The 11,816-nt window shown below is 73.9% G+C and carries 10 protein-coding genes; 6 read left to right on the forward strand and 4 right to left on the reverse strand.

Features of this window, described 5'->3' with window-relative positions; translation table 11 throughout:
• Positions 1-73 precede the first annotated feature (73 nt).
• The 4 genes from ACFYOU_RS11285 to ACFYOU_RS11300 all read left to right on the forward strand — a co-directional run bounded on the left by ACFYOU_RS11285 (position 74) and on the right by ACFYOU_RS11300 (position 3,848).
• Positions 74-496: an ATP-binding protein gene (locus tag ACFYOU_RS11285; RefSeq protein WP_391304846.1), complete on the forward strand. Its 423-nt coding sequence runs from the start codon at positions 74-76 to the stop codon at positions 494-496.
• 451 nt (positions 497-947) lie between these two features.
• Positions 948-1,937: a 2,3,4,5-tetrahydropyridine-2,6-dicarboxylate N-succinyltransferase gene (gene dapD / locus ACFYOU_RS11290; protein ID WP_389761240.1), complete on the forward strand. Its 990-nt coding sequence runs from the start codon at positions 948-950 to the stop codon at positions 1,935-1,937.
• A 166-nt stretch (positions 1,938-2,103) separates the two neighbouring features.
• A complete protein-coding gene (locus ACFYOU_RS11295) occupies positions 2,104-2,685 on the forward strand; it encodes a SigE family RNA polymerase sigma factor (RefSeq protein ID WP_391304848.1) in 582 nt (193 codons plus the stop codon).
• Positions 2,682-3,848 (forward strand): WD40 repeat domain-containing protein, encoded by a 1,167-nt coding sequence (locus ACFYOU_RS11300; RefSeq protein ID WP_391304850.1) that lies wholly within the window; start codon positions 2,682-2,684, stop codon positions 3,846-3,848. Before ACFYOU_RS11295 ends, ACFYOU_RS11300 begins: the two co-directional genes overlap by 4 nt.
• Positions 3,849-3,899: 51 nt before the next feature.
• Here the strand turns inward: ACFYOU_RS11300 and ACFYOU_RS11305 are convergent, their stop codons facing one another.
• Positions 3,900-5,747: an endonuclease/exonuclease/phosphatase family protein gene (locus ACFYOU_RS11305; RefSeq protein WP_391304851.1), complete on the reverse strand. Its 1,848-nt coding sequence runs from the start codon at positions 5,745-5,747 to the stop codon at positions 3,900-3,902.
• Between the two features lie 351 nt (positions 5,748-6,098).
• On the opposite strand from ACFYOU_RS11305, the gene ACFYOU_RS11310 reads away from it, so the two are divergent.
• Entirely contained in the window at positions 6,099-7,685 is a 1,587-nt protein-coding gene (locus ACFYOU_RS11310) for a hypothetical protein (RefSeq protein WP_391304853.1), read from the forward strand.
• A gap of 98 nt (positions 7,686-7,783) precedes the next feature.
• Here the strand turns inward: ACFYOU_RS11310 and ACFYOU_RS11315 are convergent, their stop codons facing one another.
• The 3 genes from ACFYOU_RS11315 to ACFYOU_RS11325 all read right to left on the reverse strand — a co-directional run bounded on the left by ACFYOU_RS11315 (position 7,784) and on the right by ACFYOU_RS11325 (position 10,921).
• Positions 7,784-9,025 (reverse strand): TerD family protein, encoded by a 1,242-nt coding sequence (locus ACFYOU_RS11315; protein WP_391304989.1) that lies wholly within the window; start codon positions 9,023-9,025, stop codon positions 7,784-7,786.
• Between the two features lie 85 nt (positions 9,026-9,110).
• A complete protein-coding gene (locus tag ACFYOU_RS11320) occupies positions 9,111-10,304 on the reverse strand; it encodes an MFS transporter (RefSeq protein ID WP_391304854.1) in 1,194 nt (397 codons plus the stop codon).
• Positions 10,305-10,354: 50 nt separating this feature from the next.
• Complete coding sequence (locus tag ACFYOU_RS11325) at positions 10,355-10,921, reverse strand: hypothetical protein (RefSeq protein ID WP_391304856.1); 567 nt, start codon at positions 10,919-10,921, stop codon at positions 10,355-10,357.
• A 97-nt stretch (positions 10,922-11,018) separates the two neighbouring features.
• Between ACFYOU_RS11325 and ACFYOU_RS11330 the strand changes: the two genes are divergently transcribed.
• On the forward strand, positions 11,019-11,627 hold the full coding sequence (locus ACFYOU_RS11330) for a TetR family transcriptional regulator (RefSeq protein WP_391304857.1): 609 nt from the start codon (positions 11,019-11,021) through the stop codon (positions 11,625-11,627).
• The last annotated feature ends 189 nt before the right edge of the window (positions 11,628-11,816 follow it).

An 11,816-nucleotide genomic window follows, 5' to 3' on the forward strand; every position in this document is an offset into this window, starting at 1 on the left:
GCATGAGCGGACAGTGCCCCGGCGGCCGTGCGACCGGCCCCGGGGCTCGGCCGATCTGAGAGAGCAGACCGACATGCCGCAACCTGCAACGCGGTCTCGCAGGACCGGACACCCCGGGTACAGCGAGACTCTGCCCCGTCAACCCGAGAGCGCCGCGCCGGCCCGGCGCCTGGTCCGCGCCGCGTGTGCCGTGTGGCGCCTGGACGACCTGGCGGAGGACGGCGCCCTGATCGTCTCCGAACTCGTGTCGAATGCCGTCCAGCACGCCCGCCGGGAATCCATCCGGATCACCATCGAGCGCCCCGGGACGGGGCGCGTGCGCGTCGGTGTCGTGGACTTCTCCCGGGTGTCCCCGGTTCGCGGGGAGCCGGACCCGGAGCGCGAGAGCGGGCGCGGCCTCGCGCTCGTGGCGGAGTTGGCTGAGAACTGGGGAACCGAGTCGTTGCCCTGGGGCAAGCGAGTCTGGGCAGAACTGCACGGGAAGGCACAAGAATGAGCACGCGCGTAGTGGTCCGGCGCGAAACATGAACCTGGAGCCAGATCGTGAGCCGGACGCAAAGCCGGTGACGTACGCCACGGAGCACGCGGTGTGCGAGGAGTTCTGAGAGGCAGCAGAAGACCTCGCCGACGGACAGTCGTGGGTACGGAAGCACTGTGGCAAGAACCCGCCCCACCACGCCTTTCGGGAGCTGATCACGCGTCCGTGGCGCACGTGGTGCCACGGACGAGCTGAGAGTCTGGAGAGACGCCAGAAGCCCCGGCGCGGTGGTGGTCACCGGCCGGGGCTTCGTCGTACAAACGTCACACTCCGCTCCCACCCGGGACGGCGTGATGGTGCGGACGTCTCACGGACTGACCGTCCCGTGTGGCCGATTCGCCTCTGACCTGGTCTCTGTGGACTGATGGGACGCTGCGAGCACCGGGTGGACAACCCCTAGGATTCCCCCATGACCGACACGACTGCTGCACGCACCACCGGCGCCGTTGCCGCCGGGCTCGCCACCGTCACCCCCGACGGCACCGTCCTCGACACCTGGTTCCCCGCCCCGGAACTCACCTCCGAGCCCGGCCCGGCCGGCACCGAGCGGCTGACCGCCGAGCACGCGGCGGAACTCCTCGGTGAGGGTGCCGTCAAGGCGGTGGGCGCCGACGCCCGCCGCGGTGTCGAGGTCGTCGCGGTCCGCACGGTCATCGCCTCCCTGGACGACAAGCCGCTCGACGCCCACGACGCCTACCTGCGGCTGCACCTGCTCTCCCACCGGCTGGTCAAGCCGCACGGCCAGAGCCTCGACGGAGTCTTCGGGCTGCTCGCCAACGTCGCCTGGACCTCGCTGGGCCCGGTCGCCGTCGACGACATCGAGAAGGTCCGCCTCAACGCCCGCGCCGAGGGCCTCCACCTCCAGGTGACCTCCGTCGACAAGTTCCCCCGCATGACGGACTACGTCGTCCCGACCGGGGTGCGGATCGCGGACGCCGACCGGGTCCGGCTCGGCGCGCACCTGTCCGCCGGCACCACGGTCATGCACGAGGGCTTCGTCAACTTCAACGCCGGCACGCTCGGCACCTCCATGGTCGAGGGCCGCATCTCCGCGGGCGTCGTCGTGGGCGACGGCTCCGACATCGGCGGCGGCGCCTCCACGATGGGCACCCTCTCCGGCGGCGGCAGCGTCATCATCTCCATCGGCGAGCGCTGCCTGGTCGGCGCGGAGGCGGGCGTCGGCATCGCCCTCGGCGACGAGTGCGTCGTCGAGGCGGGCCTGTACGTGACCGCCGGCACCCGTGTCACGCTGCCCGACGGCCAGATCGTCAAGGCCCGTGAGCTGTCCGGCGCCTCGAACATCCTCTTCCGCCGCAACTCCGTCACCGGCGCCGTGGAGGCCCGTCCGAACAACGCCGTCTGGGGCGGCCTGAACGAGGTCCTGCACAGCCACAACTGACCCGTGGCCCCGAGGGCGGTCCGGACGGCGGGGTGCACGCCGACCGGGCCGCCCTCCGTCGTGTGCCCCCGGATACCGGCCGGGCCGCATAGCGGGCCGCCCGTCGCCCCGTCCCCAGGAGCGGAGGCGCCCCGACCGGGTCGCCCGCCGAGTGGGGAAGGTGTCGATGAATGCCGAAGACGAACGAGGGTTCCGGGAGTTCGTGGCGAACCGGTCCTCCGCCCTCCTGAGGACCGCGGTCCTGCTCACCGGAGGCGACCGGCACGCGGCCGAGGACCTGCTCCAGGGCGCCCTGCTCAAGGTCGTGGCCCGCTGGCGCCGGATCGACGACCACGAGGCGTACGTGCGCCGCGTCCTGTACCGGCAGCAGGTCGACCGCTGGCGGCTGAAGTGGCCCCGGCGCGAACTGACCGTCGCGGAGCCGCCCGAGGCCGCCGCACCGGCCGACGCCCATGCGAACGCCGAACTGCGGATCGTCCTGCTGGGCGCCCTGGCCCGGCTCACCGCACGCCAGCGGACCGTGCTGGTGCTGCGCTACTTCGAGGACCTGCCCGAGGCCGAGGTGGCCGACGTGCTCGGCTGCTCGGTCGGCACCGTGCGCTCCACCGCCCACCGCTCGCTGGCCCGGCTGCGCACCCTCGCCCCGGAACTCACCGCACGGGCGGCGACGGCCCCCGACGCACCACCGGACGCCGGCCGCGCACCGTGGACCCCTGACGGCATCGTGTACGAGGAGGTGGCCCGGTGAACACCGAGGGCCTGTTGAAGGAAACACTGCACGCGCAGGCCACCGTGGTGGCCCCCGCCCCCGCCGACCTCGCCGACCGGGTGCTCGCCGCCCGCCGCCGGGGCAACCGACTGCGGGGCGCGGCGGCGGTCGCCGCGGTGATCGCACTGGGGCTCACCGGGAGCCAGGTGCTCCCCGGGGACACGGCGGCCTCCACCCCGGCGGCCGACTGGTCGAACGAAGACGTGCTCGCCCGCCCGGACCAGTCCCCGCCGCGCGACCTGATCGCCGCGGGGGACCTGGCGATCGGCGCCCACTACACCGTGGCCACCCGGGCGAACGCGGACGGCAGCACGACCTACGACCGCGCCTACCGGTTGCTCAACCGGTCGTCGGGCAGGTACGAGAAGTCCGCCTGGTCGTACGTGGACGTGGCGCCCGGGCTGCGCACCGCCGCCGTCCTCGTCGGCGACCTGCCGACCCGTCGGATCGGCCTGGTCGACCTGGACTCCGGATACGTCGACCGGTGGATCACGGTGCGCAAGGCGGTGGCGGCCGTGGCCTTCTCCCCGGACGGGACCCGGCTGGTGGGCACCACGTACCGGGCGAATCCGGACATCGGGCCCGTGGGTAAGGACGCCGGGCCCTCGGACCGGACCGGATTCAGCGTCATCGACGTCGCCTCGGGCGAGGAGAAGTGGCGCCCGACGAAGGGAGCGAACCTCGCCGAGGTCGCGTTCGGCGCTCGCGCCGGGGAGAGCCAGCGACGGCAGGACTTCGACTGGACCGCCGACGGGAAGCGGGTCCACGTCCCGAACCCGACCCCCGGGTACGTGTCGCCGGACGTGGTGTACACGGGGCCGTGGGGCGCGGGGGTCCGGAACCTCGACGGCAAGCCGGTCCGGACCTCGGAGCCGAAGATGACGGAGGGCCGGCTGGTGGGAGGGGGCGTCGAGCTTCCCACGGTGGACGCCAAGGAACCGAAACCCGGAGAGAAGCCCGTCGCCTGGCCGGGCGGTGACCGGGCGATCGTCTGGCGCTGTGTGCCGAAGTCCTGCAAGGGCGAGGGGGCGACCGGGCGGCTGACCCTGGTCGACACCCGCACCGGCCGTTCCCTCCCGCTCAGCGGGGCCCGCCCGGAGGTGGGTGAGGGCCGCTGGGAGCCGGTGTTCGCACCGCGCTGACCGGCCGCGGGTCCCGGGGCGGACGCCGACCCGCCCCGGGGCCCCGCCCGCTCAGGGCCGCAGCCGCAGCACCTGCGGGTCGTGGTCGCTGTTCTGGTCGGCGAACTCGGCGTTGAGGTGCACCGAGTCGTACGCGAAGCGGCCCCACCGCACCGACGGGCTCACCAGGATCTGGTCGAGCACCTGGCTGTTGCCCTGGTACGCGTACGAGTAGCGGTCGCCCGCCGGCAGCGACTTGACCGCCGACCACAGGGCGCCGCCGTCCTCCAGCAGCCGGGTGGTGCGGGAGAACTCGAAGTCGTTGATGTCGCCCAGGGCGATCACGGCGGCGTCCCGCTGCACCTTCAGGACGTCCTTGACGAAGGCGTTGACCTCCGTCGCCTGGCGGTGCCGCTGGACCTCCGACGAGCGGGCCGGGGGCTGGAACTGCGAGGTCAGCGCCTGGTCCCCGCCCTTGGACGCGAAGTGGTTGGCGATCACGATCACGGTGCGGCCCCGGAAGACGAACTCCCCGGCGAGCGGCTTGCGGCTGTCGGTCCAGGCGTCGGAAGCGGGAGCGATCCGCCCCGGCGACAGGGTCAGGGCGGCCCGGCCGTCCACCCGGGTCACCCCGGTCGCGGTGGTCGCGTCCCCGCCGGGCCGGTCGGCGAAGGAGACCCGCTCGGGGTCGAAGAGGAAGACCTGACGGATGTTGCCGCCCGGCTCGCCGCCGTCCCGGCCGTCCACCGGGTCGATGGACCGCCAGTCGTAGCGCGGGCCGCCGTGGGCGACTATCGCGTCGACGAACCTGCGGATCGTGACGTCGGCGGCGACCGTGCCGTCCTGGGTGCGCCCGTTGTTGTCCTGCACCTCCTCCAGGGCCAGCACGTCCGGCGAGGCCAGGTTGGTCGCGACCGCCTCGGCGAGCGCGTCGAACTTCTCCTGCGGGTCGCCCGGGTCGAGGTTCTCGACGTTGTACGTCGCCACCGAGAGTTCCTTGTCGTGCTGCGGGCGGGTCCGCTCCCGTTCCAGTCCGCGGTCCACGACCGTGCCGAGCGTCCGGGCGGTCAGCGTGTAGCCGCCGAACTGGTTGAAGTCCAGGGGGCCCTCGGCGCCGCCCTTCAGCACGTCGCCCACGTTCGCGGCGGGGAACGGCCGCTCGGCGACCGGGACCAGCGACTGGACCTTGAGCCGTCCGGTGTTCTGGTCCCGGTAGGAACCGTAGAGGGCGCCGCCGCGGCGGTTGTCGTTCTCGTCCGGCTTCACGGTGACCCACAGTTCGCTGAACGCGGTCGCGCCCACCACCCGGGAGGTGCCCACCCGGACGTTCATGCCCTCCAACGACTCGTAACGGTCGAGGGCGTACGTGCGCGGGCGCAGGGGGAGGCCGTTGATCGATCCGCCCGCCGCGGGGTCACCCGTCGGGGCGTACGCGTCCGGGACGGACCGCCGGTCCAGGGTGGTCGGGGCGGGCAGCGGGTGGCCCGTGGACACGACCGTCACGGTCGGCCGGCTGAGCTGGGTGAGCGACTGGTTGCCGCTGGCGGCCCCGCCCGGGACGAACTCCGTGACGGTCCCCGACACCTGCACCGCGTCGCCGGGCGTGACCGTCGGGGTGGAGCCGGTGAAGACGAACAGCCCCTCGCTGGTCGCCGGGTCGTCGTCCGGGGCGGTGTCCTGGAACCAGAAGCCCCGGGACGAGCCGTAGGCCCGGACGCCGGTGACGACTCCCGAGACGCCGGTGACCTGGGTGCCGACGAGCGGGGAGGTCCGGGTGGCGCCCTGGACGTCGTGGATGGCGGTCGGGGACGGGACGGGGTCCGCCGCGTGCGCCGGGACGGTCAGGGCCACGGACGTCAGCGTGGAACAGACGGCGGCGACGGTGAGCGCGGCCAGACGGGTCGAGGTTCTGCTCGGCAAGGGAATCCCTCCGGGTGGGTGGGGCGTACGGGACCGGCGCGCCCGGAGGCGGCGACCGCGGCGGGGACCGCGGTGGCCTCCGGTGGTGCCGGGGGCGAATCGGCGTGCGGGGTGGTGACGGGTGGTGCGGGAGGAGCGCGGGAGGCCGTCCGGCCTGCTCCGGAGCGGGAACACGGTGTCCCGGCTCCGTTACCGACCGGTTTCTACGCGCGTCAATCTCTTGGGTCCACGGGGGAGTTGTCAAGGTCCCGGAGGGGTACCACGCTTGACGAGTACATGAACCAGACGGCATGGGGAGAAATCCGTCTAGGCTGAGCGGCCGGACCACATTGCCCGGAGGAGAAGCCGCCCATGACCGACCGTTCCCCGTTGCCCCCGGTGCGGCTGCGCCCCGAGGCGGACCTCGCCAGGGACGCGCTCGCCTCCCCGTTGTTCTCCCGCGCCGTCCGCCTCGCACGGTGGGCCGGCCCCGACCGCCGGGTGGGCGCCGGCGGCGAACTCGCGGAGGAACTGCTCCCGGCCGCCGCGGTGGAACTCGGACTCCTCCCGGCGTCGGCCGTGGGCCTGCCCGACGGCTCCGAGGACCCGCGCCCGGGCGACGCCGCGGATTCGGCGGATTCGGCGGAGCTCGGCACCGAAGCCGTCGAGGACGCCCTCGCCGACGCCAGTGAGGCCTGGCGGGTGGCCGTCGACATCGGGCTCATCGAGACCTTCGAGGCATCGGACCCGGCCGCCGACGACCCGGCCGCCGCTGAAGGCTCCGCCGCTGAGGGCACCGCCGCCCCCGCCGAGGACCTGGAACTCATCACCTCGGGCTCCCCGCAGGACGTGCTCACCCTGTGGCTGGCCGCCCTCGACGCCGTGCTCGCCGACGCCAGCCTGCCCGACCTGGACGACCTGGTCGACGCCATCGAGGACGGGGGCACGGTCGACTTCGGCGAGCTGGACTGGAACCCGGAGGCCGAAGCGGACTTCCTCGACGGGGTGCTCGGCAACCTGTACCTGCTGACCGCCAGCGAGGACGGCCCCGAGGACGGTCGGGTGCCCCTGCCCGTGCTGGCCGCGTCGATGCTGGTGCCCGACGACATGGGCGAGCCCACCGACGACGTCCTCGAAGAAGTGTCCGACGCGATGCTGAAGCTCGACGGACAGTTCCGGATGCTCGCGCCGATCGGACTGGTCGACTTCCAGCCGGTGGACGAAGCGCTGATGGTCGACGACGAGCAGGACGGGGCGGCCGCCGCCGTCGGTGCCTCACCGGACGACGACGACCTCGACGTCAGCCGGTACGGCCTGGTGCGGCTCACCCCGCTCGGGCTGTACGGCGTCCGGGCCCGGATGGTGGAGGCCGGCGTCGAGGCCCCGGCCGTCGGAGACCTCGCGGACAAGGGCGCGGACGTCCTGCTGGACCGTACGGCCTTCTACCCCGCCGCGGCGGCCCGTACCGAGACCTCGCTGTGGCTCGCCGACCGCGCCCCGCTGGCCGCCGCCCGGGACCTGCTCGCCGCGGCCCGCGGCTCCGACGAGGACGGCCCGCTGCGCCGGCTCTGCTGTCAGCAGGCGCTGTCCCTGGTGGGCGCCGAGGCGGAACCCGCACTGCGCGAGGTGCTGGACGACCCCGAGTTGGGTGGCCTGGCCCGGGTGTGGCTGGCCGAGCACGGCGCGGCTGACGTCCCGCCGCCCGGCGAGGACATGATCTTCTGGCTCACCGTCGACACGGTGGCCGCGCAGCTCGCCGCCGAGGGCAACTCCGAGGAGCTCCAGGCGCTGGTGGAGGGGCTCGCGGCGCAGCACGCCGGGTTCTTCGACGTGGTGTGGCGGGTCGAGCACCCGGCGACGGCCGACGTCCTGGAGGCGATGGGTCGGTTGCACCCCGACAAGGCGGTGGCGAAGCAGGCCCGGAAGGCGGCGTTCAAGGCCCGGTCCCACCGGTCCTGAACGACCCTCCGGCCACGCGGACCCGCGGGTACGTCAGGAGGCCGCTCACCCGCCCGGTGGTGCCGGACGGGTGAGCGGCCTCCCGGGCCCGGGCGGTCCTAGAGGATCTGGGCGCCCGGCTTCACCATGCCGCGCACCGTCCGGGACTTGACGAAGTCACCGAGCGCGGTCATCTCCCACTCACCGCTGTACTGGCGGATCAGCTTGCACATCAGGACCCCCGTCTGGGGCTGTGCGCTGGTGAGGTCGAAGCGCGCCAACTCCTCACCGGTCGTCGCGTCCATCAGACGGCAGTACGCCTTCGCGACCTCGGTGAACTTCTGGCCCGAGAAGGAGTTCACCGTGAAGACCAGGCCCGTCGCCTCCTGGGGGAGACGGCCGAGGTCGACCACGATGACCTCGTCGTCGCCCGCGCCGTCACCCGTCAGGTTGTCACCGGAGTGCTTGACGGAGCCGTTCAGGATCGACAGCTTGCCGAAGTAGCAGCTGTCGAGGTGGTTGCGCTGCGGCCCGTACGCGATGACCGAGGCGTCGAGGTCGATGTCCTTGCCCCGGTAGGCCGGCTCCCAGCCGAGGCCCATCTTCACCTGGGAGAGCAGCGGGCGACCGCCCTTGACCAGCGAGACCGTCTGGTTCTTCTGGAGGTTGACCCGGCCCTTGTCGAGGTTGATCTTGCCGGCGCCCAGGGTCGGGGCGGCGGGCGCGGCGGCCGGCGGCGGGGCCTGCTGCGGGGTGGAGGCCACGGAACGGGTCGGTGCCGCCGGGGGAGCGGCCGGGGCCGGGGCGACCGGGGCGGGGACGGGCGCCGGGGGAGCGGCCGGGGCGGGGGCCGGGGTGGCGGGGGCCGGCTCCTCCACGCTGACGCCGAAGTCGGTGGCGATGCCCGCGAGGCCGTTCGCATAGCCCTGGCCCACCGCGCGCACCTTCCACACGCCGTTGCGGCGGTAGACCTCCACGATCACCAGCGCGGTCTCCGTGCCGAGCTGCGGCGGGGTGAAGGTGGCCAGGACGGAGCCGTCCTCGACGTTGCGGACCGTGGCCGTGGGCTCCACCCCCTGGAAGGTCCGGCCGGCGGAGTCCGGGCTCGCCGTCACGACGATCTTCTCGATGTCCGGCGGGAGGGCCGTCGTGTCGATGGTGATCGCGTCGGGCGCCGTGCCGTTGCCCGAGCGGTACGTCACGCCCGGACCTGCGGGCTGGTTGTAGAAGATGAAGTCGTCGTCGGAGCGCACCTTGCCGTCGGCGGTGAGCAGCAGGCCCGAAACGTCGAGCCGCGCCGGAGCGGCGACGTCGACCGCCACCCGGGCGGCACTGAGGGGAAGGTTCGAGCCGGGGGTCATAGCTGTCATGCCCGAGGTAACGAACGGTGCTGCCGGGCCGTTCCCCCCGCACGTGCCGGGCGCTGCGAATGCCCCCGTTCGGCCGTCATCCGGTCTGTCGGCGGGCCAGCAGCGCTCCGGCCACCGCCGTCCCGCACACCCCGAGGACGACCAGGACCGTGCGGTGGTCGGCCACCGCGACCAGCGCCGCGCCCAGCCCCAGGGCGAGGGCGTTCGGAACGAAGAGCAGGGTGTGGGCGGTGGCCACCGCCCGCCCCAGGACCTCGTCCGGCACCTCCCGCTGGACCGCCGTCAACGCCGCGATCAACACGCACGGCAGCCCCGCCCCGATCGCCACGGACGCCATCAGGGCCACCGGTTCGTGGGGCACCGCCCGCAGGGCCGCCCCGGCGGCGAACAGCGCGGTCCCGCCCGCCGCGAACCGGTGGTCGCCCCACCGCCGCAGCAGCCGTCCGGCCAGCAGGCCGACCGCGACCGAGCCCGCGCCCTGGGCCGCGTACAGGACCCCCGCCCAGCTCGGCGGGCGGCCCAAGCCCTCGTCGACGACCGCGAACACCAGCGCCCCGTTCACCCCGGCGAGCAGCATGACCGCGCCACCGCCCACCACCAGGGGCCGCAGCGCCGGTGCCCGCCACAGTGCCCCGGCGCCCGCGGCCACCTGTTCCCGCCAGCCGGTCGTGGTGGGCGCGGGGTGCGGCTCGGGAACCCGCAGCGCCGCGTACAGGCCCGCCGTCAGGGCGAACAGCGCCGCGGTGAGCACCGCCACCGCAGCGCCGCCGTGCGCCGCGTACAGCGCGGCGCCCAGCAGGGGCGCGACCAGCTTGACGCCCTCGCCGGCGGTGGTCCGCAGCCCGTTGAAGTCGCCCAGGAGCTCGCGGTCCACCACGCGGGGGCCGAGGGCGCCCCGGGCCGCGTCCTGGACGACGCCCGTCGCCCCGTACAGCACCAGCACCGTGAACAGCAGCCACAGCCGGTCCGCGGAGTCCACCGCGCACAGCGTCAGGAGCAGCAGCGCCAGGGCCAGCTGGGTGCGGACCAGCAGCGGGCGGCGCCGGGTGCGGTCGGCGAGGGTGCCGAGCACCGGGCCGAACAGGGTGGGTGCCCACACGGCGAAGGTGCACAGGGCGGCCAGCGCGCTCGACCCCGTCAGGTCCTTCACCCAGACGCCCGCCGTGAGCCACAGCAGCGAACCCGCGAGGCCGCCGCCCACCACCCCGCCCAGGTACAGGCCCGCCTCGCGGTCCCGTAGGACCCTGGTCACCGTTCCCGTTGCCGTCATACGGGCTGATCGTGCGACTAAGGCCCCCCGTCCGGGATCGTCCGGATGCCTTAACTCATGGCTGCGTCCGGCTCGTCGGGGGTCCGGGTCGTACGGACGCGCGCTTCGGCGTCGCGGAGCACTCCCGGAGCCAACCGCCGGTGGACCGCGGACAGCGGGGGCCAGATCGCGCGGCCCGGGCGGCGCCGGTAGTGCAGGAAGGTGCCCAGCGTCACCTGGCCGCGGGGTGCCCGGACCACCAGGGCGCCGGCCAGGAACCAGGAGGCGGCCTCCAAGCGGATCCAGTCCTCGCCGCGGGCGGTGACGCGCCAGCCGGCCACGGTCTCCGGTGACCGCCCGCGGCTGAGCCGAAGCCCCAGCAGGCCGCGCCAGATGAACCGTTCGGCGGGGCCGGGCACGTCACCGAACAGGGCCCGGGCCCAGCGCTCCGGCGCGGCGGCGGTGTCCGTCCGCAGGGTGAAGTGGTCGGCGTAGTCGAGGGAGGGCAGTCCGCTGAGGGAACGCAGGGGCTCCGGCATCCGGTGCACACCCGCCGCGCCCTCCACGACGCCCCTGCGCGGGCCGTCGCGGTCACGCTCCCGACCTGCGGATTCCGGTTTCCGGCGGGAGCGGGTCATGCGCGTCCTCCGTAGATGTATACGGTAGCGTATGGAACCAGGTTAGCTTGGTTGTACGCTGCCGTACAGCTCGGTGGGAGAACAGGACGGGGAACGGATGGGCGCGCCACGGACACCGCGGGAGCGTTGGATCGAGGAGGGCCTGCGGGCGCTGGCCGAAGCCGGCCCCGACGCCGTCCGCGTCGAGGCGCTCGCCAAACGGATCGGCGTCACGAAGGGCGGCTTCTACGGGTACTTCGCCGACCGCGACGCACTGCTGGTGGCCATGCTCGACGTCTGGGAGCGGGAGAGCACCCATGACGTGATCGACCGCATCGAGGAGGAGGGCGGGGACCCGAAGTCCCGGGCCCAGCGGGCGGGCGAACTCAGTTTCTCCGACGACCGACTGCTCCCCGTCGACCTCGCGGTCCGTGCGTGGGCCCGGCACGACGAGGCCGTCGCGGAGCGCCTGCGTCGGGTCGACAACCGTCGGATGGCGCTGTTGCGCGCGGCGATGGGCACCTTCTGCACCGATGCGGAGGAGGTCGAGGCCCGTAGTCTGCTCGCCTTCTGCGCGGCGATCGGTGCCCACTTCCTCGCGGCCGAGCACGGGGGGTTCACCCGGGCCCAGGTGCTCGACCGGGCTGCCGATCTGCTCCTCGACCGCCCCCGCGACGCGGCCGTGGCCCCGGAGCCGGGCGCCGGTCCTGCGCCGGCCGGCGGCTGACGGCCCGGGCCCCTTCGTACGCTCCGCTGCGTGGTGCTCTGCGGGTGCGCTTCGGTTGCTCGCGCCGTTCCCCGCGCCCCTTCGGGGCGCTCCGGTGCGGGTGCGTCGTCCCTGGCGGGGGCCTCTGCCAGGGTGCCCTGGAGGGGCGCGGGGAACTGCGCGGAAGGCGCCGCGCATCGCGTACGCGCA

The organism is Streptomyces sp. NPDC005955 (assembly GCF_042871255.1).
In the GTDB taxonomy this organism is placed as follows: domain Bacteria; phylum Actinomycetota; class Actinomycetes; order Streptomycetales; family Streptomycetaceae; genus Streptomyces.

What these genes read in the sequence shown, in the direction of transcription:
- dapD (WP_389761240.1), top strand. Translation starts at nt 948, where the DNA reads ATGACCGACACGACTGCTGCACGCACCACCGGCGCCGTTGCCGCCGGG.
- ACFYOU_RS11285 (WP_391304846.1), top strand. Translation starts at nt 74, where the DNA reads ATGCCGCAACCTGCAACGCGGTCTCGCAGGACCGGACACCCCGGGTAC.
- ACFYOU_RS11330 (WP_391304857.1), top strand. Translation starts at nt 11,019, where the DNA reads ATGGGCGCGCCACGGACACCGCGGGAGCGTTGGATCGAGGAGGGCCTG.
- ACFYOU_RS11315 (WP_391304989.1), bottom strand. Translation starts at nt 9,025, where the DNA reads ATGACCCCCGGCTCGAACCTTCCCCTCAGTGCCGCCCGGGTGGCGGTC.
- ACFYOU_RS11320 (WP_391304854.1), bottom strand. Translation starts at nt 10,304, where the DNA reads ATGACGGCAACGGGAACGGTGACCAGGGTCCTACGGGACCGCGAGGCG.
- ACFYOU_RS11310 (WP_391304853.1), top strand. Translation starts at nt 6,099, where the DNA reads ATGACCGACCGTTCCCCGTTGCCCCCGGTGCGGCTGCGCCCCGAGGCG.
- ACFYOU_RS11295 (WP_391304848.1), top strand. Translation starts at nt 2,104, where the DNA reads ATGAATGCCGAAGACGAACGAGGGTTCCGGGAGTTCGTGGCGAACCGG.
- ACFYOU_RS11325 (WP_391304856.1), bottom strand. Translation starts at nt 10,921, where the DNA reads ATGACCCGCTCCCGCCGGAAACCGGAATCCGCAGGTCGGGAGCGTGAC.